This window comes from Actinokineospora globicatena (assembly GCF_024171945.1).
Taxonomy (GTDB): domain Bacteria; phylum Actinomycetota; class Actinomycetes; order Mycobacteriales; family Pseudonocardiaceae; genus Actinokineospora; species Actinokineospora globicatena.
Genome location: NZ_JAMTCR010000003.1, coordinates 185,805 through 210,734 on the forward strand (window position 1 = coordinate 185,805; position 24,930 = coordinate 210,734).

Annotated in this window: 22 protein-coding genes; 14 read left to right on the forward strand and 8 right to left on the reverse strand. The window is 71.0% G+C overall.

The features are described from left to right. Positions 1–3 precede the first annotated feature (3 nt). Genes LV79_RS14190 through LV79_RS14205 form a run of 4 tightly spaced genes read left to right on the forward strand, consistent with a single transcriptional unit; the run spans position 4 to position 7,124 of the window. Positions 4–825 (forward strand): ACP S-malonyltransferase, encoded by an 822-nt coding sequence (locus tag LV79_RS14190; RefSeq protein ID WP_253836418.1) that lies wholly within the window; start codon positions 4–6, stop codon positions 823–825. Positions 826–835: 10 nt separating this feature from the next. Further along, positions 836–4,420, forward strand: coding sequence for a type I polyketide synthase (locus LV79_RS14195; RefSeq protein ID WP_253836420.1), 3,585 nt, complete (start codon positions 836–838; stop codon positions 4,418–4,420). Further along, positions 4,420–5,769 (forward strand): MATE family efflux transporter, encoded by a 1,350-nt coding sequence (locus LV79_RS14200; RefSeq protein WP_253836427.1) that lies wholly within the window; start codon positions 4,420–4,422, stop codon positions 5,767–5,769. The genes LV79_RS14195 and LV79_RS14200 overlap by 1 nt, the downstream gene beginning before the upstream one ends. Beyond that, complete coding sequence (locus tag LV79_RS14205) at positions 5,766–7,124, forward strand: condensation domain-containing protein (protein WP_253836430.1); 1,359 nt, start codon at positions 5,766–5,768, stop codon at positions 7,122–7,124. Before LV79_RS14200 ends, LV79_RS14205 begins: the two co-directional genes overlap by 4 nt. A gap of 57 nt (positions 7,125–7,181) precedes the next feature. Here LV79_RS14205 and LV79_RS14210 read toward each other — a convergent pair whose 3' ends face one another. Then, positions 7,182–7,580: a hypothetical protein gene (locus LV79_RS14210; protein ID WP_253836438.1), complete on the reverse strand. Its 399-nt coding sequence runs from the start codon at positions 7,578–7,580 to the stop codon at positions 7,182–7,184. A 278-nt stretch (positions 7,581–7,858) separates the two neighbouring features. Continuing rightward, entirely contained in the window at positions 7,859–8,161 is a 303-nt protein-coding gene (locus LV79_RS14215) for a hypothetical protein (protein WP_253836440.1), read from the reverse strand. Between the two features lie 192 nt (positions 8,162–8,353). On the opposite strand from LV79_RS14215, the gene LV79_RS14220 reads away from it, so the two are divergent. Continuing rightward, a complete protein-coding gene (locus LV79_RS14220; RefSeq protein ID WP_253836443.1) occupies positions 8,354–8,782 on the forward strand; it encodes a DinB family protein in 429 nt (142 codons plus the stop codon). A 1-nt stretch (position 8,783) separates the two neighbouring features. Here the strand turns inward: LV79_RS14220 and LV79_RS14225 are convergent, their stop codons facing one another. Together LV79_RS14225 and LV79_RS14230 are read right to left on the reverse strand one after the other, a co-directional pair. Beyond that, a complete protein-coding gene (locus LV79_RS14225) occupies positions 8,784–9,206 on the reverse strand; it encodes a pyridoxamine 5'-phosphate oxidase family protein (RefSeq protein ID WP_253836446.1) in 423 nt (140 codons plus the stop codon). Between the two features lie 154 nt (positions 9,207–9,360). Continuing rightward, positions 9,361–9,972, reverse strand: a complete 612-nt coding sequence (locus tag LV79_RS14230; protein ID WP_253836448.1) for a class I SAM-dependent methyltransferase — start codon at positions 9,970–9,972, stop codon at positions 9,361–9,363. 158 nt (positions 9,973–10,130) lie between these two features. Between LV79_RS14230 and LV79_RS14235 the strand changes: the two genes are divergently transcribed. The 4 genes from LV79_RS14235 to LV79_RS14250 are packed head-to-tail and all read left to right on the forward strand — an operon-like array spanning position 10,131 to position 12,610. Then, complete coding sequence (locus LV79_RS14235) at positions 10,131–10,418, forward strand: hypothetical protein (RefSeq protein ID WP_253836450.1); 288 nt, start codon at positions 10,131–10,133, stop codon at positions 10,416–10,418. Then, positions 10,415–11,803, forward strand: a complete 1,389-nt coding sequence (locus tag LV79_RS14240; RefSeq protein WP_253836459.1) for a hypothetical protein — start codon at positions 10,415–10,417, stop codon at positions 11,801–11,803. Before LV79_RS14235 ends, LV79_RS14240 begins: the two co-directional genes overlap by 4 nt. Next, complete coding sequence (locus LV79_RS14245; RefSeq protein WP_253836461.1) at positions 11,787–12,338, forward strand: hypothetical protein; 552 nt, start codon at positions 11,787–11,789, stop codon at positions 12,336–12,338. Before LV79_RS14240 ends, LV79_RS14245 begins: the two co-directional genes overlap by 17 nt. Positions 12,339–12,364: 26 nt before the next feature. Then, positions 12,365–12,610 carry a hypothetical protein gene (locus LV79_RS14250; protein ID WP_253836463.1) on the forward strand — a complete coding sequence of 82 codons (246 nt, stop codon included), beginning with the start codon at positions 12,365–12,367 and terminating at the stop codon, positions 12,608–12,610. Positions 12,611–12,616: 6 nt separating this feature from the next. Here LV79_RS14250 and LV79_RS14255 read toward each other — a convergent pair whose 3' ends face one another. Beyond that, entirely contained in the window at positions 12,617–13,765 is a 1,149-nt protein-coding gene (locus tag LV79_RS14255; RefSeq protein WP_253836465.1) for an alpha/beta hydrolase family protein, read from the reverse strand. Between the two features lie 220 nt (positions 13,766–13,985). Between LV79_RS14255 and LV79_RS14260 the strand changes: the two genes are divergently transcribed. Continuing rightward, positions 13,986–16,475, forward strand: a complete 2,490-nt coding sequence (locus LV79_RS14260) for a collagenase (RefSeq protein WP_253836467.1) — start codon at positions 13,986–13,988, stop codon at positions 16,473–16,475. 30 nt (positions 16,476–16,505) lie between these two features. Here LV79_RS14260 and LV79_RS14265 read toward each other — a convergent pair whose 3' ends face one another. Then, complete coding sequence (locus tag LV79_RS14265; protein ID WP_253836469.1) at positions 16,506–17,456, reverse strand: LysR family transcriptional regulator; 951 nt, start codon at positions 17,454–17,456, stop codon at positions 16,506–16,508. Between the two features lie 202 nt (positions 17,457–17,658). On the opposite strand from LV79_RS14265, the gene LV79_RS14270 reads away from it, so the two are divergent. From LV79_RS14270 to LV79_RS14285, 4 genes are all read left to right on the forward strand, one after another. Beyond that, entirely contained in the window at positions 17,659–18,267 is a 609-nt protein-coding gene (locus tag LV79_RS14270; RefSeq protein WP_253836471.1) for a dihydrofolate reductase family protein, read from the forward strand. Between the two features lie 44 nt (positions 18,268–18,311). Further along, positions 18,312–18,635, forward strand: coding sequence for a YciI family protein (locus tag LV79_RS14275; RefSeq protein ID WP_253836473.1), 324 nt, complete (start codon positions 18,312–18,314; stop codon positions 18,633–18,635). Between the two features lie 130 nt (positions 18,636–18,765). Further along, the gene (locus LV79_RS14280) at positions 18,766–19,548 is read left to right on the forward strand and encodes a class I SAM-dependent methyltransferase (protein WP_253836475.1); all 783 of its coding nucleotides are present in this window, start codon (positions 18,766–18,768) and stop codon (positions 19,546–19,548) included. Between the two features lie 341 nt (positions 19,549–19,889). Further along, positions 19,890–22,799 (forward strand): helix-turn-helix transcriptional regulator, encoded by a 2,910-nt coding sequence (locus LV79_RS14285; protein WP_253836476.1) that lies wholly within the window; start codon positions 19,890–19,892, stop codon positions 22,797–22,799. A gap of 45 nt (positions 22,800–22,844) precedes the next feature. Here LV79_RS14285 and LV79_RS14290 read toward each other — a convergent pair whose 3' ends face one another. Both LV79_RS14290 and LV79_RS14295 read right to left on the reverse strand, forming a co-directional pair. Further along, the gene (locus tag LV79_RS14290) at positions 22,845–24,026 is read right to left on the reverse strand and encodes an esterase/lipase family protein (RefSeq protein ID WP_253836477.1); all 1,182 of its coding nucleotides are present in this window, start codon (positions 24,024–24,026) and stop codon (positions 22,845–22,847) included. 174 nt (positions 24,027–24,200) lie between these two features. Continuing rightward, positions 24,201–24,419: a hypothetical protein gene (locus tag LV79_RS14295; protein WP_253836478.1), complete on the reverse strand. Its 219-nt coding sequence runs from the start codon at positions 24,417–24,419 to the stop codon at positions 24,201–24,203. Positions 24,420–24,930: the final 511 nt, after the last annotated feature.

Below are 24,930 nucleotides of genomic sequence, written 5' to 3' on the forward strand. Positions count from 1 at the left end.
CCCGTGCGTTGTCTGCTGTTCCCGGGTCAAGGCGTGCAGAAGCGCGGGATGGGGACGGACCTGTTCGCCCGCCACCCCGAGGCGACCGCGCTGGCCGATGACGTGCTGGGCTACTCGATCGAGGAGCTGTGCGCCCGCGACCCGCTGCGCCGGCTGCGCGACACCCGCTTCGCCCAGCCCGCGGTGTTCTTCGTCAACGCGCTCCTCGCGGCGGAGCAACCCCGGCCCGACTGCGTGGCCGGGCACAGCCTGGGGGAGTACAACGCGCTGGTCGCCGCCGGTGTGCTCACGCTGGCCGACGGACTGGCGCTGGTGGCCAGGCGCGCCGAGCTGATGGCCGAGGTCACCGGCGGCGGCATGTCCGCCGTGCAGGGCGTGCCCGCCGCGTTCGTCCGCCGCGCCCTCGTCGAGACCGGACTGCCGAACGTCTTCCTGGCGAACCTCAACGCCGACACCCAGACCACGATCGCCGGTGACCGCGCGGAGCTGGCCGTGGCGGGCAAGGCGATCGCCGCGCTGCCCGGCGCGCGGGTCATCCCGCTGAACGTGAGCGGCCCGTTCCACACCCCGCTGATGGCCCCCGCCGCGGCCCGGTTGCGCGAGGTGCTCGCCGAGCAGACCTTCGCGCCCGCCGCGGTCCCGGTGGTCTCCAGCGTCACCGGCGAGCTGTTCGACCCCGCCGACGGCGCCGACCTGCTGGCCCGCCAGCTGGCCGAGCCGGTCGAGTGGGTGCGCGTGGTGCACACCCTGCGCGCGCTGGGTGTCACCGAGTTCGACGAGGTCAACGGCCGGACGGTGACCGCCTTGGTCACCCGGATCCACTGAGCGGGGAGTCATGGGGCACGACAAGGACATCGCGGTCGTCGGCTTATCGGTCGACCTGCCCGGCGCGTCCGGGCTCGACGAGCTGTGGCGGCTGGTCAGCACCGGGTCGGGCACCGCGCGGCCGTTCCCGGCCGACCGGGCGGCCAAGCTCGCCGAGTACATCGCCTACCTGCGCGCGACCAGCATCGACCCGGTCCCCGAGCCGGGTGTCGACTACCACAACGGCTACTTCCTCGACACCGTCGACCACTTCGACCACACCGCGTTCGGCATGAACCCCCGGCAGGCGACGCTGACCGACCCGCACCACCGGATGGTGCTGCGCGCGATGTACCTGGCCTTCGAGGACGCGGGCTACTCGCTGGAGAGGTTGCGCGGCAGCCGGACCGGGGTGTTCGTCGGCTTCGCGGTCAACCCGGGCTCGACCTACCTGGACTACATCAGCCGGGTCGACCCGTCGGTGGGCCAGCAGGCGATCACCGGCAACATCCCGGCGATGCTGGCCAACCGGCTCTCGCACCTGCTCGACCTGCGCGGGCCCAGCATGGTGGTGGACACCGCGTGCTCGGCGACGCTGGTCGCGGTGCACCAGGCCAAGAACGCGCTGCTGCTGGGCGACTGCGACCTGGCGGTGGTCGGCGGCGCGCGGATCGTGTTCGCGCCGGTCAAGCACCAGCACTCGAACATCGGCATCGAGTCCTCCGACGGCGTCACCCGCACCTTCGACGAGGCGGCGGACGGCACCGGGTTCGGCGAGGGCTCCGGTGCGGTGGTGCTCAAGCGGCTCGACCGGGCGCTGGCCGACGGCGACCAGGTGTACGCGGTGCTCAAGGGCAGCGCGGTCAACCACGACGGCAACACCGAGGGGATCACCAACCCCGACAGCGACTCCCAGGCCGACCTGCTGCTCAGCGCCTGGCGCGACGCCGACGTCGACCCGCGCACCATCGGCTACTTCGAGGCGCACGGCACCGCGACCCGGGTCGGCGACCCGATCGAGCACGAGGGCATCAAGCGCGCGTTCGCCCGGCACACCACCGACCGCCAGTTCTGCGCCGTCGGCACGGTGAAGGCCAACGTCGGCCACCTGTTCGAGGGCTCCGGCGTGGTCGGCCTGATCAAGGCGATCGCGGTGCTGCGCCACGGGGTCATCCCGCCGCAGGCCAACTACCGGACGCCGAACCCGAAGCTGGACTTCACCTCCGGCCCGCTGTACCTGCCCACCGAGGCGCGGCCGTGGCAGCCGGACGGGCCGCGCCGCGCGGGTGTGAGCGCGTTCGGCCTCGGCGGCACCAACGCGCACGCGGTGCTGGAGGAGCACGTCGCGGTCGACGAGCGGCCCGCGTCCACCGGTCCGCAGCTGTTCGTGCTCAGCGCGGCGACGATCAAGTCGCTGATCTGGACCGTGGAGCGGCACATCGCGTTCATCGACGCGGGCGGGCTGGACGACCTGGACATCGCCGACGTCTGCCACACGACTCGGGTCTCCCGCGGCGGGCACCGGCACCGGATCGCGGTCGTCGTCACCGATGCCGCTGACCTGCGCCGTCAACTGACGGGCCTGTTGGTCGAGCAGCGCGACCCGCTCCCGCAGGGGTCGTTGGGGGCGGCCGCGGCAGCCTTCCTGCGCGATGGCGAGGTCGACCTGGAGCCGACTGATCGACAGCCGCGGATCGTCCGGCTGCCTGGCTACGTGTTCGACGAGACGCTGGCGTGGGTGCAGTTCCCGGACACGTGGCGCGAGACGATGAACCTGACCACGCACGACGAGCGGCACCCGGTGACCCACGACGTGGAGCTCCGAGAGGTTCCATTGTCCGCCGTGTCAACGGGTCCTGCTCGGGTGCTGGCGATCGTGGACCCGGACACCGACGCCGAGGAGGCCCTGACCGCCGCCGGACTCGGTGACGTGCGGTTCATCCGGATCGGCGAACCCGTCGAACCCGGTGGCACCCCTTTCCAGCCCACCGACCCGGCCGCCTGCGCCGAGGTGGCGCGACTCGTCGACGACAGCATCACCCACGTGGTGCACGCGACCGCCTTCGAGGACAAGGCCGTGCTGGACGTGTCCGATGTGGACGAACGGGTGGCGAAGAACCTCGACGGCCTGTTCCAGCTGACCAAGTCGCTCATGGCGGCCGGGGTGAAGACCCGATTGGTGGTGCTCACCAGGACGGCGGTGTGCGCGGTGCCGGGGGAGCAGGTGGTGCCGGAGAACGCGGCACTGGTCGGGTTCGGCAAGGTCGTCGAGCGCGAGTACCCGTACATCAAGGTCAGCCACGTCGACGTGGACCCGGCGGTGTCCCCGGAGGCGCTGCGCGCCGAGGTGCTGTCCGAGGATCGTGGACTTTCGGTTCTGCGCGGGGACAAGCGGCTGCGCGAGGTGTTCGTCGAAGTGTCCGAAGTCGACACTGACGGCCCTGCTGAGCACCTGAAGTCGGGCGGAACCTACCTGATCACCGGTGGTACCGGGGCGCTCGGTCTCGCTGTCGCGGCCCGGTTCGCCACCACTCAGCCGGACATCAACCTGGTGCTGCTGAGCCGATCCGGACTGCCACCGCGCGAGCACTGGGACGACGTGACGGCGGTGCCGACCGGATCCCCGGTGGCTCGCCGCATCGCCGCCGTGCGTGAATTGGAGCAGACCGGCGCCCGGGTGCGAGTCGTCGCGGCGGACGCGGGGGACCCGGCCGCCTTCGGGACCGCCATCACCGAGATCCAGCGCGACCACGGCCGCATCGACGGCGTCGTGCACGCGGCAGGCCTACCCGGTGGCAGCACGGTGATGTTCCGCGAGCGGCCCGACTTCGACGCTGTCGTGCGGGCGAAGCTGCACGCGGCCTTCGTGCTCGACCAGCTGACCGAGGCCGACCGGCCGGACTTCATCGCGCACTTCTCCTCCGTGGCCTCGGTTTTCCCCGCGCCCGGCCAGGCCGACTACGCCGCCGCCAACTACTACCTGGACAACCTGGCCCGCGCCCAGGCAGGCGGACCCTGCCACGTCATCGCCCTGGACTGGGTGGCGTGGAAGGAGATCGGCATGGCGGTCGACTTCGGCACCAACGGCGACACCATGTTCAAGGCATTGCCCACCGAGACCGGTCTCGACGTGCTCGAGGCGGGACTGCGGTCCACCAGGTCGCGGCTGTTCGCGGGTGAGCTGAACTACCGCGGCGAGCTGATCCACCTGCTGCGGTCCTACGACGTCGCGCTCTCGGCCGACATCGAGGCCAAGGTGGAGCACGAGATGCTGGCGCTGCGGGAGCGGCTGCGCGCGGCGGCCGACAAGACCAAGGCCACCGTCGCCGCCGTCGAGGTCGAGCTGACCGGCCGCGACGACGTCACCGACGTGGAGCGGACCGTCGCGCAGTGCCTCGCGCTCGCCTTCGGGTACGACGAACTCGACGTCGAGGGCGACTTCTTCGACCTAGGCGGCGACTCCATCATGGCGGCCACCGTCGCGAGCACGATCGCCACGGTCCACGGGGTCGCCTACGACGTGGCCGACCTGCTGGCCGACCGCACGGTGAGCGAGATCGCCTACCACATCGAGGACCTGGTCACCTTCGCCGACATGAACCCCGAGGCCGTCTGATGGGGGCCGACGCCACCGACATGACCACCGGGCCGCCGCTGCGCAAGGTGCTCGGGTTCGCGCTCCCGCTGACCGCCGCGAACCTGTTGCAGCAGGGGTACCTGCTGGTCGACGGCGTGGTCGTCGGGCACTGGACGGGCGTCGACGGACTCGCCGCGATCGGTGCGGCTGGCCCGCTGTTCTACCTGCTCAACGCGATGTTCATCGGGCTGGGCACGGCGTTCACCATCCGGCTGGCGCACCTGCGCGGCGCCGGGGACGCCGATGCCCGGCGCGGGGTGGTGCTGTCGCTGGCCCTGGTCACGGTGGTCTGGTCGGTGGGGTGCGTGCTGGTGGCGACGGCCCTGGTGGACCCGGCGCTGGCGGTGATGGGCCTGCGTGGACAACTGGCGCACGACGCGTCGGTGTTCCTCAGCACCCTGTCGCTCGGCTTCCCGGGCATCTTCGGCACAGCCGCGGTGAGCGCCTACCTGCGTGGACTCGGTGACTCGCGGACAGCGTTGTGGGTGGCGGGTTTCGGCAGCATTGCCAACGCGGCGCTGGTGTTGCTGCTGGTCGCGGTCTGGGACCTGGGGATCGCCGGTGCCGCGCTGGCGACAGCGATCTCGTCCACCGCGGCGCTGGTCGTCGGACTGGTGGTGGCCGCGCGCAAGTACCCGGTGGCCAGGACCGGTGAGCGGCCCGCGGTGCGACGCGAGTTCGTGGACGCCGTGCGGTTGGGATTCCCGTTGGCCAGCCAGCACATCATCCTGGCGCTGGGGATCATGGTGCTGGTCTGGATCCTGCAGGCGTTCGGGCCGGTGGTGCTGGCCGCGTTCAGCATCGTGGCCCGGGTCGAGCAGGTCACCGCGATGCTGTTCCTGGACTTCTCCGGCGCGATCACCGCGTTCACCGCGCAGAACCTCGGCGCGGACGACCAGCCGAGGGCGCGGACCGGGCTGGTGCGGACGCTCGGCCTGACCGCCGTGCTGACGGTGATCGCGTCCGCCGTGGTGCTGGTGGCCCGCGGTCCGATCGCCGCGCTGTTCACCGACGACCCGGCGACGCGGGCGCTGACCGAGCGGTACCTGCTGATCATCTACCCGTTCCTGGCGCTCTACACGCTGATGGTGGTGCTGCACGGGTACCTGAACGGGTCCCGCCGCACGACCGCGCCGCTGATCTGCACGGTGATCGCGTTCCTGCTGGTGCAGATCCCGTTCGCCTACCTGTTCCACGGCGCGTTCGGCGTCGAGGCGGTGATGTGGGCGGTGGTCGCCGGGTGGACCGCCGGGCTGACCTACTCGGTGCTGTGCCTGCGCCGCGTGCTCTTTGTCCCCCAGGTCCACAGAGAGGTCGTGCCGACGTGATCACCGAGAGCCAGGCCGTGGTCGAGTTCCACGGCGGCACCGCGCGCACCGGGCCGCTGTGCTGGGGCCAACAAGGCACGTGGGACAGCCTCGCCCAGTGGTACCCGGAGGTGAAGCCGTTCTTCTTCCTGACCCGCTGGCTGCCGGTGCCGCTGCTGCTGGAGCTGGGGGACGTGCTGGACGTGGTCGGCGAACTGCTCGTGCGGCACGAATCGCTGCGCACGCACGTCTCGCAGCGGGCAGGCGGTGAGCCGACCCAGCGGGTGCTGGCCTCGGGCACGCTGCCGGTCGACGTGTACGACCGTCCCGCTGATGACCCGGTCCAGTTCGAGGACATCGTGGCGACTTGTTGGGAGCGGGGGACTGCCCGTCCTTTGGACCACTCGGTCGAGCTGCCGTTGCGGCTGTCGGTGGCGCTGCACGAAGGCATCCCGGTGGTGATCGCGTTCACGCTGTCGCACTTGGCGGCCGACTACACGGCGACTGAGGCACTGGTGCGTGAGCTGGCCGCCATGCTTGACGCCAAGACCTCTGGCGCGCCGCTGCCTCCCGTGCGCCGCGCCGCGCAGCCGTTGGACCTGGCCCTCGCCGAGCGCTCGCCGGAGGGTCAACTCCGCAACGTCGACGCGATCCGGCACCTGCGGTCCGTTCTGGACCGGATGCCCGCTCCGATCCCGCCGCAGGCCGTCGCGGAGTCGCCCCGGTTCATCGGGGCGGACCTGGAGTCGGACCTGCTCGCGGACGCGGTCCGCCGAACCGCGCGCCGGTGCCGGACCAGCACCTCGGTGGTCCTGCTGGCCATCACCACGGCACTGGTGCGCTCGTTCTGGCCAGAACCCCGGCTGCGGCTGGACATCATGCAGAGCAACCGCACCACCCCGGACGTCGCCGCCAGCATCACGACCCTCAACCAGGTCGTCCACACCGTCGCCGACCTCACCGGTGACACCCTCGCGGACCTGCTCGACTCAGCCACCCGCACCATGGCCGTGGCCCGCGCCCACTCCCGCTACGACAACCGCACCGCCCGCGAGGTACTCCGCACCTCCGCCCAGCCCCTACCCCCTGGCGTCCAGTTCAACGACATGTGGTCGACCCTCCCCAAAGGACCCCCACCCACCGCCCTCACCGCTACCACCCTGACCTGGCCAGCAACCTCGGACGCCGAATCCATGTCCCTCTACCTGGACGTCCGAGGCACCCCCACCCGAATCCACCTAGGCGCCATGGCCGACACCACCATCCTCCCGCGCGCCGCCCTGGAGACCTTCCTCCACACCTTCGAACACCTGGCCATCCAATGGTCCGAAGCCGACGTCCTGCTGGATCGCTCTGGGTTACCTGGGCAGGGATGACCTCGTACTATCGGCGATCAGCGCCGTGTCCGGGGCGAACCCCGATGTCACGGGGTGTCAGCGGGTGGCTGGGTCGATGTGGACCGCTGAGGCGAAGGTGTTGTTGGTGGTGTTCGCCTCGGTGCCCGCTACGGAGAGGGCGGTGATGGACTCGGTGCTGCCGGTGACGTGCCTGCCGACCTGGACCGTGACGGTGACCGGGGGGTAGGACTGGCCGGGGGCGACGGTGCGGCTGGACAGGCAGACGACGCGGTGGCCGGAGATCGCGCAGCTCCAGCCGTCGCCGTCCGCGGCGGTCGGGGTGAGGCCCATCGGCAGGGTGTGGGTGAGGGTGACCAGTTTGTCGGACTGCGCGTGGGCCAGGTCGGCGCTGACGGACAGGGTGTAGGTCCCGGTTCCCCCAGCCACCCACGGCCCATCGTTGTCCGCGCTCACCGTCAGGTCGGCCAGTGCCATCTCGCTACCCCTTCACCCGCGGGCGCGACACCGCGCCCACCCGTCCACCAATGATCACCGATCCCGCCCAGCACCCCGGGATCGGGTCACCCCCTGGGACGTCCCACGTGGCCCGCACGTTGCCCCGCGCCCCACCTGAACCCGGCAACCCCAGGTCGACCCTGCCAGCCGTGCGAACCCTGCCAGCCCAGCGAACCCAGCGGCCTTAGCTGCCCCGGCGGCTTCAGTCATACCCGGCAGCGTCAGCCCTACCCAGCGGCCCCAGTGAACCCCGCGGCTCAGTCGAACGTGGCGACGATCTCCCCGGTGCTGCGGGTCACGGTGAACGCGTCGGGCGGGAACAGGTCGGCTACCTCGGCGCGCAGGGCGATCGCGGGTCCCGACTCGTATGCGGCCAGGGCGGCGCGGTCGGGGAACGCGTACCGCATCTCCAGGGCCCCGTCCGCCAGCGACACCACCTCGGCCGACCGCGCCCCCGCCGCGACGACCGCGGCAGCGTGGCCGTCGGTGATCCACCGCAGGTAGTTGTCGCGCACGGTTTCGTCGGTGAACTGGACCCGGACGGCGTAGATGACGGTCATGCCGCCTTTCTACCGGATGGACAGCGGTAGAGTGAGGTCTCTGCGGTCACTGGATCTGCCCGGTGACTCGCCCGACTGCGGTGTCTCTGCCCGCGTCCATATGCACACCCCCAAGCACCACGCGGCTTTCCGAACGGAGTCAACGCCATTAACAGGATCACCAACGGCACCGAGCGGGCCATCATCGAGGACATGCTCGACCGCAACCGGGCCGCCCTCATCGACACCGCGCGGGGCCTCTCCGAGGTCGACGCCCGCCGCAGGCTCGTCCCGTCGCTGACGACACCCATCTCCCTGCTCAAGCACGCCGCGGCCGCCGAGCGGATCTGGTTCCAGCGGTTCTGGGCGGACCTGGACGAGGCCGACTGCGACGGCTACTCGCGCCGCGACGAGGGCACCTTCACCGTCACCGACGACGAGTCCCTGGCCGACGTGATCGCCGAGTTCGAACGCGCGAGCCAGCGGTCCCGCGAGATCGCCGCCCGGTTCGCCCTCGACGACACCAAGGTCAACCCCCGGGAAGGCGAGGTCAGCATGCGGTGGACCCTGCTCGCCATGATCGAGGAATTCGCCCGCCACGCGGGCCACGGCGACATCCTGCGCGAGCAGATCGACCCGTGAGTCAGTACGCGAACCGGTTCACGGTCTCCGGGTGGATCACCAACCGGACCTGCTCCTCGGCCAGGATCCCCGCCAGGTCAGCGGCCCGAGTCGGGTCGTCGAGGTCCCAGTACCGAGCCGCCAGCCGCGCCGCCAACTCATGCGCCCCGTCCACCTCCACGGAGACGGTCCCCGCGACCGACACCCACCGCTCACGTTCCCCCACCGGCGCCACGACCACGATCGACGCCCGAGGATCACGCCGCAACCGCCGCACCTTGACCGTCCCCGGCCCGGTGAACAGCTGAACCGTCCCCTCCTCGGTCGCCTCGAACCACACCGGCCGAGGCTGCGCGGGCACCGGCCCGGCCGCCACCGACAACAACCCGTGCAGCGGCCGCCCGAGGAACTCCAGATCCGCACTGGTCAACGAACTGCCACTCATCACAGCCCTTCCGACGGGGTCCCAGGTCACCCCCAGTCAACAGGAGTCCGGACCACCCGTGTGATCGACCACCGCTTGCGAGAAGGACGCTCGGCTGGGGGAAATGGGGCGCACGATGACCACGGGGAGCGTTCGACGCGGTAGAAGGCGTCGGTCATGCCTGCTCCTCGCGGGTCAGGACGAGAGAGCTCCACCGGACGCCGGGTCTGCCCAGCGCGTCCGCCGTTTCGCTGTGGTGCACCACTCGCAGGCCGTGGTGCCCGGCCAGGTCGATCGTCTCGGGTGCGGTCACGTCGAACATCCGCCGGTCCGGAGGGACTGGGCCGTGGCGCAGGGTCAGGATCACGTGACCGCCAGGGGCGACAAGGCCCGCGATCCTCGCCATGCCGGTGCGCCGCTCGGTGGGGTCCAAGTGCATCCAGACAGCGCTGAGCAGCACGAGGTCGAAGACGCCGCGCACCGATCGGAGTTCCGGGAGCGAATCGTCCAGCCACCGAAGGGTCGGACCGTGCAACGCCTCGCCGATCGCCCGGAACTCCGGGGTCGGCTCGACGGCCGTGACCGCGTGCCCGCGTGCGACGAGAGCAGCGGCGTCACGCCCAGAACCCGCCCCGACATCCAGCACTCGACTAGGCGCGTCCGGCACCCACCCCAACACCGCGGCGTGGACCTCGTCGAAGACCAACGCCTCGTACTGGCGGGCCAACGAGTCGGCCGCGCCCCCGTAGCCCGCCGCTCCCGCCACCAGTCCGTGTTTCTGGCTCACGATCGCCCCCCAGTCACCGGCCAAGGTTAGGTCCAGCTTCTCGCGACAGCGGGGATCAGGTGCACCCGAGTGTGTCCACAGTGTCCGCGAACCGGCTGTGCCCGCCGGTGAACTCCCGTACAGTGCCGGCAGATGACCAGGTCAGGGGGTATGCGCGGGTGAGTGGGTACGAGGTTGAGATCGGCCAGTTACGGAGCGCGGCCACGGCGGCGGGGTCCGCGGCGGACCAGGCCAGGGTGGTGGAGCCGGGCAACGGTCTAGGCGCGATCGCAACGGCGTTGCCTGGTGGGGTAGCGGCGAGCGGTGCCCCCGCGCTGGAGTCGACGTTCAACGAGCGCGGGTCCGGGTGGGCGGGCGAGATCCGGCAGTGGAGTGAGTCGGTGGCGGCCTCCGCGACGGCCTATGCCGAGAATGAGGACTCCGCGGAAGGGGCGTTCGGGGGATGACCATCGGGTATGACGACGTCCGCACCTGGGACGCGGAGGCGCTCGACGCCGCGGCCACCAACCTGCGGGGGCGGCGGGACAAGCTCATCGGGTTGCAGGACGAGCTCGACGACGCCCGGAGGCTGCCCGACTGGCACGGTCCCGCGGGTGAGCGTGCACGGAACTCCCTGGGCGACACCCGCAACAACGCCGAGATCCTGATCGTGGAGCTGTCCGCCGTAGAGCGGGCCCTGCAGGTCGCGTCGGACGATGTCACGACCCTGACGTCCCGGGTCGCGAACAACGACTCGCTCGCCGCCACCTACCAGTTCGGCATCGCCCCCGACGGCGCGATCGTGGACAACAAGCCCGCCGACCCCCAGCCCCGGTCGCGGTACGAGGCCGAGGAACTCGCGGAGGCCAGGCGGCACCGGGACACCATCAGGCGGCAGCTGGAGCAGGAGACCAAGGCGATCCTGACCGCCGCGAACGGCATCGACGCCGCCCTGGCCCGGGTCATGCAGCTCGCGCACGACCGCAAGGTCAGCGATCACGACGCGACCACGCTGGCCGGTGCCAAGAAGGGCGGGGAGCTCGACGCCCAGGTCGCCGCGATGGAGCAGTCGCTGCGGGACGCGGGGCTGCTGACCGGGCCGCCCGCGTCCGGTCACTACCGGCAGTGGCTGGAGAACGCCGTGCTGCGGGGCGTGCCGGTCGACACCATCAAGGAGATGATCGTCGACCACCACATCACGCCGGAGGACTTCGCGGTGCTCGACGGGATGGAGGAGATCCGCGAGGACGAGGACGGCGACGGCACCTCCAAGTCGTACTTCCTGATGCCCACCGACATCAGCGGGGACGACGCCGCCAAGGCCGTGCGGATGACCTACATCATGAACGCGGGCACCGACTACAGCGGCGGCGACTTCGCGCCCACCCCGTACGGGTCCGACGAGCTCCAGCGGATCGTCGACCGGCAGCGGGCGAACTCCTGGAGCTACGACGACGACGTCGCGTTCGTCCACGGCAACGGCGGCCGCCTGGTGACCACCCCGAACGGCATGATGATGGGCCTGGGTGGCAACCTCATCCAGGACCAGTTCAGCCAGCGCGGCGGGACCACCTGGGGTGACACGTTCATGCTCAACATCGACAACCCCGCCGACCCCGCGCAGCAGCTCCGCGAGGTGGCCGCGTCCGGGCACGCGTGGTACGACGGCGAGGGTGGCCCCCAGCGGGGCGACCTCGACATGGACCGGCTGCTCCACCACGAGGAGCGCCACTCCCAGCAGTGGGCGCGCGAGGGCTACTCCGGTTTCCTCGCCTCCTACGTGTGGGAGCAGGTCACCGGCGGCAACGAGACCGAGGAAGACGCGGGACTGTCCGATGGCGGATATCGCTAGGTGGCCGCACGTCGTCGGCGCCGCCCTGCTCGTGGCGGCACTGACCACGGCGTGCGACACCAAGGCGCAGTACGAGCCCTCGCTGCCCCCGGCGGCCGGGTTCCGCGTCGACGACGGCATCCTCAAGCTGTGGACGGGAACTCCGTGCCAGGGCGTCACCGGCGTGACGCTGATCTTCGACTCGGGTACCTCGAAGAGCAAGCAGGTGGTCTGGGCCGCGCCGCCACCAGGGGTACCGCTGGAACGCATGGACCTGCTCGACATCACCGGCGGCTCGAGTCCTGACGGCGCGCTCGAAGTCCGGGTGCCGCTGCCCACGGACTACGACTGGACCAAGGCGGAGTCGATCAACTTCTCCGTCGACGGCCCCCGCGCGAACGGCGCCAGGGTCGACGTCCACCGAGTGCTGCGGGAATCGGCCCAACATCCGCCCAGCAGCTACCTGTTCGGCCAACGCGGCTGGCTGGACCCGACGGACGTCCAGCGGGAGAACCAGAAGTCCTTCCTGACCGTCTGCACCCCCGACCCCGGCTGATCTCGGCGGACCCCACGGAGCCGACCATGAACACCCCCTTGCGCACCACCCTGCGCCGCCTCGTGTTCGGCGCCTTGGTCATCACCGTCGCGCTGATCGTGCTGCTCGTCGCCTCGGTCGTCCTCAGCGCCACCGGCCTCACCCGCGACCCCCACGGCTACGGCATCTTCGCCGGAGTCCTCTTCGCCGCGGTCCTGACCCCCGTGGCCCTCATCCTGGCCCTCGCCCACCGATCCCTGCGCCACCGCGACAAGCCTCCCAGCGATCTCTGACGCTCTTTACGCGAACCCCATCGCCGGGTAGGCGGGTGACGGGCCGTCGAACAGGGTGGTGGGGTGGCCGCGGAGGGCGTGGTCGAAGAACGCGATGGTGTAGGCGTGGCGGGTGCGGAGTGCTTCGGCCGGGCGCAGCGTGCCCAGGTAGCTGGTCAGCCGGTCGGCGGGCAGGTTCAGTTGGGGGAGAAGGGCTTGTGCGTCGGTGAAGGACGCGTGCTCGGCGCCGAGCAGGGTCAGGTGCCGGTTCCACCCCGGGGTGCTGGCGCGGAACGCTTGCCAGCCGGGGCCGGTGTTGGTCGGGCCGTCCTTGCCGATCAGCAGGAACGGGCGGTCGAGGCCGGACTCGGCGACCGGGAGGAGCGAGCCGTCCGGGTAGGTGAGGTTCCCGTCCAGGTTCACCCCTGCGCGGATCCGTGCGTCCGAGGCCATCGCCACCGCGGCGGCGGACCCACCCATGGACGCGCCGAACATCCCCACCCGGTTGAGGTCGACCCGCACATCGCGCGGCAGCCAGTTGGCCAGACTGTCCACAACAAACTGAACGTCGGCCACGCGGACCGCCAACGCCTTGCGAACGAAAGCATCCGGGTCGCTAGGTACCTCCAGCGTCACCAGTCGACCATCCGGGAACTCCACCTCCGGTGACTCGTGGGTGTGGTCGATCGACACCACCACAAACCCGCGACTGGCCAACTCCTCGGCGAACACCGTCCCCCATGTCCGCGGTTCGCCAAGCCCTGGCGAGTACAGCACCACCGCCCGAGGCCCACCCGCCGCCGCTGGAGCCCCCACTCGCGCGTTGCTGACGACCCGGTCCCAGGCCACCCACGGCAGGTCCAGCCCGAGGTACCGCGACGCGCTGACGGCCCCGAAGTGCGCGGCGGCCCTCGGCAGCATGTACGGCAACCGCGCACACCCAGCCGACCAAGCCGACGGGTAGTGCGCCGTCACCATCAACTCCCGTGGCCCCGACCCCCACGGATCGACCCGACCCCGATCGACCAACCGCGTCGTCACCGCACCCACCGCGTGCCCACCACGCGGAGTCGGCAACCACACGGTGTTCTCCGCCCCGGCCCGCGCGGGCAGCAGCATCCCCGCCGCCACCCCCGCCGCACCCACGAGCGCACCACGTCGTCCGAATGAACCCATGCCTTCGAGAGTGCCGGACCACAAGCGCGCCGCCATCGGGGTCATCCCCGGACCTGACCCCGATCCGCGACCCGCATACGCGGTCGATCCATAGCGCCGTTCTATAGACGAGTGGCATGACCACGTGTGTTCGGGCTGTGTGAGTCTGCTTGAGCAGGCGGTTCCCTGCGTATTCCGCCGAATGGTCGCGGAAGCGGCCGTGCCGAGAAACGGAAAACCCATGTCCCCTTCGCGTGTCCGGAAAACCGGGCCGCTGGTGTTGGTCGTCAGCGCCTTGGCCCTGTTAGTCGTTGTCCTCTCCCCGTCCGCGTCCGGTCGGCCGGTGGCCGTCCAGAGCGCGACTCTGCCGCCGTCGGCTGGGGTCGCCGAGGATGCGGACCACATCGCCCGAGAGCAGTTACCCGTCGCGCGGCGAACGCCCCTGTCCGCGTCGAAAACCCAGCAGCGCAGCGACTACGACGTGGCCGCGCGCCCCAAGAGTGCGTTGGCCGCGTGTGACACCAGCGGGTTCACCAGTCGGACCGGGTGGGCGTTGGTCGACTTCATCCGTTCCTCCACAACGGACTGTGTCAACACCCTGTTCTCCCTCACCGGAACCGACGCCAACCGCGCCTTCCGTGAGGACCAGATGACCTACGTCGCCTACGGGTTGCGCGACAACGGGTCGACCTATCCCGGTACCAACGCGACCGGGACCGCGCAGCTCGTCCTCTACCTGCGGGCAGGTTACTACGTCCAGTGGTACAACCCGGACGTCGTCGGCCCGTACGGCACCGCGATGCGCTCCGCCATTCGGTCTGGTTTGGACAGTTTCTTCGCGAACCCGCGGGCGTTCACGGTCAGCGACGCCAACGGTGAGACGCTCGCCGAGACGGTCACCCTCATCGACAGCGCCCAGGAGAACGCGCGCTACCTGTTCGTGGTGAAGCGGCTGCTCGACGGCTACAACTCGACCTACGACCAGTCGTGGTACATGCTCAACGCCGTCAACAATGTCTACACCGTCCTGTTCCGCGGCCACCAGGTCCCGGAGTTCGTCACGACGGTGACCGCCGACCCGAGCGTGCTGGAGACCTTGCGGGCGTTCGCGGTGCGCAACCTCGGCCTGCTCTCGACCGAGCGCGCCTACCTCACCTCCAACGCCGGGCGGGAGCTGGGCCGATTCCTCCAGCACTCGGCGCTGCGGGCCACGGCGAGGCCGAAGGCGAAGGCGCTGACCGACGTGTCCGCGATCCGGGGCGTGACCGCGCCGCTGTGGGTGGGGGTCGCCGAGATGGTCGACAACTACGACAAGGCCAACTGCGCCTACTACGGGGCCTGCGACCTGCAGAACCGGCTCCAGGCCGAGGTCCTGCCGGTCAACCACACCTGCGCGTCGACCCTGCGGATCCGCGCCCAGGAGATGACCGCCACCGAGCTGTCGCAGACCTGCGCCAGCCTGCTCAACCAGGACGCGTACTTCCACCGCGTGGTCAGCGATCCCGGCCCGGTGACCGGGGACCGCAACACCGCGCTGGAGGTCGTCGTCTACGACTCCAGCACCGACTACCAGACCTACGCGGGCGTGATGTGGGGCATCGACACCAACAACGGTGGCATGTACCTGGAGGGCGACCCCTCGGCGGCGGGCAACCAGGCCCGGTTCATCGCCTACGAGGCGGAGTGGGTGCGGCCGACGTTCCAGATCTGGAACCTCAACCACGAGTACACGCACTACCTCGACGGCCGGTTCGACATGGCGGGCGACTTCACCTCCAACGTGACCACGCCGACCATCTGGTGGATCGAGGGCTTCGCCGAGTACGTCTCCTACCAGTACCGCAACGTCCCCTACGACGCCGCCATCGCCGAGGCGGGCAAGCGGACCTACGCGCTCAGCGCACTGTTCGACACCACCTACTCGCACGACACCACGCGCATCTACCGATGGGGCTACCTGGCCGTCCGGTACATGATCCAGTCCCACCCCGCCGACGTGGCCACGGTCCTGGGCCACTACCGGTCCGGGAACTGGGCGGCGGCCCGCACCGTGCTCAAGACGACCATCGGCTCGCGCTACGACAGCGACTGGTACACCTGGCTGTCGGCCTGCGCCGCCGGGAACTGCGGCGGTGGCGGCACCACGAACCAACCCCCGGTCGCGGACTTCACCGCCTCGGTCAACGGCCGCGCGGTGACCTTCACCGACCGCTCCTCCGACGCGGACGGCACGATCGCGTCGCGCCGCTGGGACTTCGGCGACGGCACGACGTCCACCGCGACCTCGCCCAGCCGCAACTACGCCGCCGACGGCACCTACACCGTCCGCCTGACGGTCACCGATGACCGGGGAGCGGCGGTGACCGCGACCAAGGCGGTCACGATCGGTTCCGGCGCGCTGCCCGAGTGCGGGGGCACGGACACCAGGGTCCTGGGCAAGAACTGCCAGCGCTCCGCCCGTTCGGCCAGCAGCGGCAATTACGACTACCTGTACCTGTCGGTGCCGTCCGGAACCGCTCGGGTGAGCATCGCGACCTCGGGTGGCACGGGCAACTGCGATCTGTACGCCAGCACCACCGCGTGGGCGACGACGTCGACGGCGACCCACCGCTCGACCAGCGCCACCAACCAGGAGGCGATCACCGTGACCGCCCCGCCCGCGGGCTACCTCTACGTCAGCCTCAAGGGCGCGAACGACTGTGCGGGGGTCGTCGTGACGAGCCGCTACTGACCCTTCTCCGCAGGGTGCCCGTCCGTCGGCTCAGGCCGGCGGGCGGGCTTCGCGGTGGTCCTCCCACCACGGCCGGAACACCGTGCTCGCCATGGCCTGCTCGGAGTAGGCGGCCACCACCTCGGCGTAGACGCGGTTGGCCTGCTCCCAGCCGATGCGCTGCCTGCGCCACGCCAGCAGCAGCCGGATCCGCATCGGCTCACCCGCCAGCGGCCGGACCGCGATCCCCGGTCCGCCCTGCGAGGTGGGCTCGACCAGCTGCACGGCCCGACCCGCCGCGATCAGCCGCCGCCCACCACCGCTGGGCACCTCGAACCGGACGTCCGGCGTGAACCCCGCCTGCCTGCACGCGGCTCGCAACGCGGCGAGCGACCCGTCGTCCGCACCCGGCGGGCTGATCCAGGCCTCGTCCGCCAGCCCGGCCAGCGGCACGGCCGCGGCGCTCGCCAGCGGGTGCTCGGCCGACAACGCGACGTACACCGGCACCCACGGCACGATGATGCGCTGCCCGATGTCCCTCGGCAGCGGGATGTCGTGGTCCTCGGCCATCCCGAGCACCGCCACGTCCAGGTGCCCGAGGGTCAGCGAGCGGGCCAGCGCGGTGCTCGACGGCTCGATCTGCATCGACACCTCGGCGCCGGGCAACGACCGCTCCACCCGCTCGAACAGCGTCGCGACGCACTCCATGTGCACCGTCCCGAACCGGATCGGGCCGCCCGCGTCCGCCGAGGTACCGGCGCCGAAGGCGTCCAGCTCCGCCAGCACGACCCGGGCGCGCCGCACCAGGTCCGTGCCCAGCTCGGTCGGCACCACACCGGTCCGGCTGCGCTCGAAGAGCCGACCGCCCACGGTCCGCTCGACCCGCTGCAACAACGTCGACAGCGACGGCTGGGAGATCCCCAGCCGCGTCGCCCCCTGGGACAGACTGCCCGCCTCGGCGATCGTGCAGACCGCCCGCAAGTGCCGGATCTCCAGGTCCATCCGAGCAGCCTATCCCCGGTCCCGACCTGCCGGAACCCCGCGACGAGGCCCGTCCACAGTGGTCGAACAACGCTCCTCGGCTGGCCCGGCGGAAAGATCTTCGAAGAAAGTTCGGGCCGGGTTGTCGGATCGGCGTCGAGCCGTTCGTTGCGGTGGTGAGAGGCGGCCACGGGGCCGCCCGGGACGAACAGGAACCACGGCCATGAAGCTGACGGTCACGACGCAGGTCTCGGTCGACGGGGTCATGCAGGCGAACGGCGGGCGCAACGAGGAGCTCGACCCCGGGTTCGACCGGGGCGGGTGGGCCAGGCCGCTGTTCGGCGGCGAGTCCGCGCGGTTCGTCGGCGACCTCATCCAGCGGGCCGACGCGTTCCTGCTCGGGCGGCGGACCTACGAGCTGTTCGCCGGGTACTGGGGGACGATGCCACCGGGCAGCGGCCCCATCGCGGACGCGCTGAACGAGCGGCCGAAGTACGCCGCGTCGAACACCCTCACCGAGTCGCTGTGGGCGGACACGACGATCCTCTCCGGCGACGTCGAGTCGGCCATCCGCGCACTGCGGGCCAACGGCACGGGGGAGTTGCAGGTGCACGGCAGCGGGGTGCTGGTCCGGTGGCTGCTCGAGCGCGACCTCGTCGACGAGATGACCCTGTTGGTCGTCCCCGTCGTGGTCGGCGAGGGCACCCGGTTGTTCCCGGCATCCGGTCGCGACATCGCCCTCGACCTGGTCGACACGCGTGTGTTCCCCAACGGCATCGTGGCCCACGTCTACCGTCCCAACGGCCGCCCCCGGTACGCGACGCCCGAGTGACCCGTCGACCACCTGATCCGCACAACCAGAGGAGAAGACCCGAGATGCAGTACCTGCTTTCCGTCATCCACGACTCGCCCGACCTCGCCCCCGAGGACGAGATGGTGGCCATCGACGCCTTCAACGACCGCCTCCAAGCCGAGGGCCACTGGGTCTTCGCCGGTGGCCTCGGAACGCCCACCGCCGCCACCGTCGTCGACAACCGGGGCGGGCAGGCGCTGGTCACCGACGGGCCGTTCCTGGAGTCCAAGGAGTTCCTCGTCGGCTTCTGGATCATCGAGGCCGCCGACCTGGACGTCGCCCTCAGGCTGGCCACCGACGGGTCGAGGGCGTGCAACCGCAAGGTCGAGGTGCGGCCCTTCCTGTGATCGGTGCGACCGCCGGGGTCGGTCGGCCTGGCCCACCCGTGTGGTCCGTTCCTGCCGCCGGGTGAACGCCGGGTCGGGTCGGTGGGTGGAGTGCCATCCTGCGGGTCGACCCCGGACCGGAGGCAGCGCGATGACCCACTACGTGTTCGACAACGCCGACACCCGCACCAAGACCCGGTTCGCCGCGCTTGCTGCCTTCGACCCCGCGAGCCACGCCGCCCTCGCCGCGGCCGGGGTCGCGCCGGGCTGGACCTGCTGGGAGGTCGGTGGCGGCGACGGCAGCATCGGCCACTGGCTGTCGGAGCAGGTGGGGGCGGGCGGCTCGGTGCTCGTCACCGACATCGACCCCCGGTGGATCCCCGCGCCCGACCGGCCCGACCTGACCGTCCGCCGCCACGACGTGGTCACCGACGAGCTGCCCGGGGGCACCTTCGACCTCATCCACGCCCGCCTGGTCCTGATCCACCTCCCCGACCGCCAGGCCGTCCTCGACCGGCTCGTCTCCGCCCTCAAGCCCGGCGGTCGCCTCGTCGTGGAGGAGTTCGACCTCCGGCACCCGCTGACCCCGCGCACCGCGGACCCGCACCACGTCGCGACCTTCGACGCAGTGCACGCGCCGCTGCTGGGTGTCTTCGAGTCCCGCGAGGTGGGGGCCACCTGGGCCAGGTCCCTGCCGGACGCGTTCATCGCACGAGGGCTCCAAGACGTCCGGGTGGACACCACGACGGCGCTGTGGCGCGGCGGGTCCGAGGAGATCGAGCTGCACCGGGTGAACGTGGAGCAGCTCGCCGAACCGCTGGCCGCCGCGGGCGTGTCCCCGCGGACCTTGGCCGCCTTCTACGCGCTGCTCGAAGACCCGGCGTTCGCGGTGTGGTCGTACCCGCTGGTGTCGGTCACAGGCACCCGCGGCTAGACCACCAGCAAGAATCACTCGTCAGTGTGACGCCCGCCGATCGTCATCCTGCCGGACACCGAGCGGCCTCCCCGGTGCGAGTTGTCCACAATGCCCCGAGCCATCCACAGCTTCTCCGCGCCCCTCTTGACAAGTCGCCCACCTCGCTAGGGTCGAACGCGGGACCCCGGAACTCGGGAGGGCGGGCCCCACCACGTAAGTTGATCTTGGTGGGTGATCCCGCCGGAGTGGGCGCGCGGGCGTGGGCCAGCGGACTGGAGTGTCCGTTGTCCTGCCTGGCCCCTAGGCTCCGGAGGTCCCCTTCGGGAGCGTGCGGGCCAACGGTGGGTGGGAGTGAGTCGATGACGCGGGCAGCGAAGCCGGGTGCGCGGCGGTCCGGCGGTTCGGCTCTGATGCGGACCAGTTCACCGGTGCTGGTGGGGCGCAACGACCAACTGGCCGCGCTGCGCTCCACCGTCCCCGCCCAGCCCGCGGTGGTGATGATCGAGGGCGAGGCCGGGGTCGGCAAGAGCAGGCTGGTCCGCGAGCTGTTGGCAACCGACCTGGACCCGCTGCTGGTGCTCATGGGCTACTGCCAGCCGGTCGGCGAGCCGTTCCCCTACGGCGCGGTGCTCGAGGCGCTGCGCGGCACGTCGGACCTGCTGGCGCGGCGGCGCCCGAAGCTGAGCCCGGTCGCGGGTGTCGTCGGACCGCTGCTGCCGGAGATCGCCGAGTTCCTGCCCGACCCGCCAGTCTCGACGGGTGACCCGCGCACGGAGCGCCACCGGGTCTTCCGCGCGCTGCGCGAGCTGCTCGGCGCGCTCGGGCCGGTGCTGCTGGTCGTGGAGGACCTGCATTGGGCCGACAGCGGCTCTCGCCAGCTGCTGCGGTTCCTGATGGGCGACCCGCCGCCCACCCTGTCCATCGTGGTCACCTACCGGCGCGAGGACGTCCCCGGCGGGATGCCGCTGGGCACCGCGTACCGCCCGCCCGCCGGGATCGCCAGCGTCGTGCTGCGCCTGAGCCCGCTCGACGTCGAAGAGGTCAGGACGTTGACCGCGGCCATCCTCGGCGAGGACGTGGTGTCGCTCGAGTTCGCCACGAAGCTGCGCGAGCGCACCGCGGGCATCCCGTTCGTGGTCGAGGAGACGCTGCGGGCGCTGCGCAACCCGGCTGGCGCGGTGCACGCGGACAGCACCGCCGCGCGCAGGCTCCTGGAGACTGTCGAGGTCCCGGTGCTGCTGCGCGACGCCATGGCCGAACGGCTTGCGGCGCTCCCGGTCACCGCGACCCGCCTCGCCCAGGCGGCGGCCGTGCTCGGCGTACCCGCCCCGGCCGAGCTGCTCGGCGAGGTGGCCGCCCTCGGCGACCAACGGGTCCGTGCGGCGCTCACCCACGCGCTCGACGGCCAGGTGCTGCACGAGGTCGACGCGGGCCGCTACGGCTTCCGGCACGCCCTGGCGCAGCAGGCCGTCTACGACACGCTCAGCGGCCCGGACCGCCAGCAGCTCCACGACCGGGCGATCGACGCGCTGCGGCTGGTCGACCCGCTCCCGCTCGTGCAGCTCGCCGAGCACAGCCACCGCGCGGGCCGCACAGCCGCGTGGTTGGGCTACGGCGAGGCGGCCGCCGACCACGCCACCGAGATCGGCGACGCGGGCGCGGCGACGTCCCTGTTGCGCGCCCTGCTCGCCGAACCGTCGGTGCCCGCCGCCGACGTCGACCGGTTGGCGGTCAAGCTCGGCCAGGTCGCGCACCTGGGCATCGACCAGATCGACCCGACCACGACGCTCGACCGGTTGCTGGTCGACCGCAGGCTGTCCACCTCCGCGCGCGGCGAGGTGCGGCTCTACCGGGGGCTGCTGCTGATCCGGCAGGCGGGCGGCGCCGAGGAGGGCCGCTCGGAGATCGAGATGGCGATCGCCGACCTCAGCGAACGGCCGGACCTCGCGGCCAAGGGCACCTCGGTGCTCGCGCAGCCGTTCACCGGGATGATCCCGCTGGCCGAGTTCGGCGTGTGGCTCGACCGCACCACCCGCGACCGGCAGTTCACCGCGGACCCGGAGCTGCGGCTCTCCCTGCTGGCCAACGAACTCGGCTCCCGCCTGCACATCGGCGACCCGGCGGTGATCCCCGCGCTGGAGACCCTGCCGAACACCGTCGACACCCTGGGGGAGCAGCGCCAGCTCGCCAGGGTCCACTGCAACCTCGCCGACGCGTGCACCTCCAGCGGCCACTTCCGGCTCGCCGACGACCTGCTGCGCAGCGGGCTGCGGCACGCCGCCGAGAGCGGGGCGCCGTTCGTGGCCAGCACCGGTCGGGTCACCCGGGCCCGCCTGGACTGGCTGACCGGCGACTGGGACGGCCTCGTCGACCGGTCCCTGCGGCTGCTCGACGAGTACCGCGACCTGTTCCCCAACTCCAGCGAGCTGTGCCTGATCCTCGGGTCCCTGGCCATGGCCCGCGGCGAGTGGGGCGAGGCGACCAGCTACCTGACCGAGACCGGCGCCTTCACCCCGGAGGAGGCCATCACGCCGGTGGCCATCGCGGGGTGCGCCGCGCTGGCACTGACCGCGCTCGCGCAGGACGACGTCGTCCGGGCCTGTGTGGATGTTGACCGGGGCGTGCACATCTTGCGCGCCAAGGGAGTGTGGGCTTGGGCGCCGGAGCTTGGCCCAGCCGCTGTGGCGACTTTCCTTGCAGCGGGCCGGGAACTGGACGCCGAGACGTTCGTGGAGTCGATGGCCGAGGGGATCGCCGCCCTTGACGTGCCGCTGAGCGCGGCTGCCCTCGCCCAGTGCCGGGGTCGCCTTTCCGAGGCCCGGGGCGATATCGACGCCGCGCTCGTGCACTACCGGGACTCGATCGCCCGCTACGAAAGACTTCCCGCCCCGTACTACGCGGCCTTGGTCACCGAACGCGAAGCCGTCTGCACCCTGAACCGCGACGCCGACAAGGGCGCGGAGGCGCTCTCGACCCTCATCGATACGTTCGACACCATGGGCGCCACCCGCGACGCTGCCCGGTGCCGCCACCTGCTCCGCAACGCGGGCGGTGCCAAACCATCCCGTCGAGGCCGCCGCGGTTATGGCAACGACCTCTCGCCGCGTGAACAAGAGGTCGCCCGCCTCTTGGCCGCTGGCCACACCAACCGGGAGATCGCCGAGGTCCTGTTCCTCTCGTCCCGCACGGTGGAACAACACGCTGCCCGTGTCCTGCGGAAGCTGGGCGTGACGTCCCGAGCCGAACTCCAGGGCGAGGACCTCGGCTGACGCGTGGGCCCGGGGCTGATGTCTGCCCCGGGCCCATGACCTGGCCTAGTCGGGCAGGCGGTCCAGGATCCACTCGCCGAGCTCGGCGGTGATCTTGGTGTGCGGCTCGTTCTTGCTGGCGACGAGGAAGTCGTCGAGTTCGCTGCTCTCGGGCGCCAGGTTGTCCACGACCGCGTAGGGGTCGTCCAGGTCGCCGATGGCCACCGCGCTGACGGTGGGGACGAACCCGACCGTGCGGTGCGTGATCGTCACCTTGCCGGTGACCTTGAGCTTGTCGCCCGCGATGCCGAACGTCTCCAAGGTGCCGCCCGGCGCGCCGTCCAGCTCCGGAAGCCCGGACGTGGTGATCTCGTGCTCGTTGAGCAAACCCTTGAGCCGGGCGACATCCGCCTCGCCTGCCGACTGGGTCCTGAGGTCAGTCCCGGTGAACCAGCCGCCCTCGACCGACAGCGCGCTCTCGCCGGCCGGGACCCCGTTGCCCTCCCCGCTGCCGACGCCGTTCGCCACACCCAGCAGGCGAGGGATCCGCGGCCAGTTGCCCACGCGGTCGAGTTCGGCGAGGAACTCCTCCCGCAGCGGGTCGACGCGGGGCTCGGCACCGACGCTTTCCACGTGACGCCAGAGCAGTTGGCGCGAGGCCGGGCTGTTGATCTGCTCAGACAACGCGGGCACGGAGGTCAGGAAGTGCGCCAGGTTCTGCAGCGCGATCGGCACCCACGCGCCGCGGTGGGGGCTGTCGTAGGACAGGTAGACGCCGACGCGGTGGTCGACCCGCTGGAGTTCCAGCTTGGCCAGCGCGTACCGGGTGACCAGGCCACCCATGCTGAACCCGCCGACCAGCAACCGGGTGTCCCCGACCTGCTCGGCGCCCGTCCGCAGGATCGCCGCCGTCACGGCCTCGGCGTTGCGCAGGATCGACTCGCTGCGCTCGTCGTAGCCGATGAGCACCAGCGTGCGCCCCTGCTGCCGCAGCCGGGAGATGAACGGGAAGTCGCCGCGCTCCAGACCGTCCCACAGCTCGTTGAGGTCGCTGGGCCCGCTGTTGAAGCCGTCGGCGAGGATCACCGGCCGCACAAGGCCCTGCTGACCCTCCGCGTAGTAGACCCACGCCGTGCCACCGGGCAGCGACCAGGTCTCGTCCGGTTCCGGTGCGGGGGTGGGGATCGGCTTGGGCAGCGGTGCGAGGAACCCGAAGGGCTCGACGACGGGCTGGTCCTGCTCGGGCATCGGTGAACGCTCCAGGGGTGGAAGTTGATCAACCACACCCACCCTGGCCGCGCCCCGGCAGGCGCCGTAACCCCTCGTCACCTGATAGCCGGACCAGTTCATACGCCCAGTGGAACCACACCCACACCCCGTCGAACCGACGAACCGGCTACCACCCATCAGGACGCACGCGGCTCACCGGATGAGCATGACCTCGTTGGGATCCGGCGCGGTGATGGTGGCTGGAGCGGCCCACTCGCGGAAAGTCGTCTTGATGATGGTCGCGGTGCCACCGAACTTGGCCCGCGCCTCGTAGTGGGTCAGGTGGTTCTGTTGGTCCACCCAGATGTCGAGCTCGACGGGCGCACCGGACTGCGCGGCGTAGGTGACGGCTTCGGTTGTGGCACCGAGCATCTTGACGGGCGAGTCCGGCAGACTCAGGTCGATCGAGTACTGCTCCTCGGCGGCGTCGCGGGGTGCGGGGCCGCTGCTTCACCAGCTTCCCGGACTCCGCGATCTCGGCGACGACGCGCTTGGGGTCGATCTCGGTGTAGGCGTCGAACAGGCGGGAGATCATCGCACTGCTCTCGTCACTGGAGTCGACCCGGAGCAACAACCACCCGGAGTCGTCGCGCAGGTAGGCGCGGTTTTCGGCCAAGAGCAGCTCCTCGGGCGCACCCGGCCGCCGGTTCACCTTCCCACTGAGCGTCCCCGCGCCGAGATTGAGCACCCCCTCAGCCTTGTAATCCGGCGAATCGAAGCCCGCGTCCGTCGTGAACTTCGCCGACCCCCCGGAGTTCGCCGCCTCCAACGCCCGCACCAGCCCACCCACATCCCCGTAACGCTTGGTAACCGGAGCCGCGGAAGTCGTCACCACCGCGGACGTCCCCGACGTCGTCGCAACAGCGGGCGAGGCCTCCTTCGC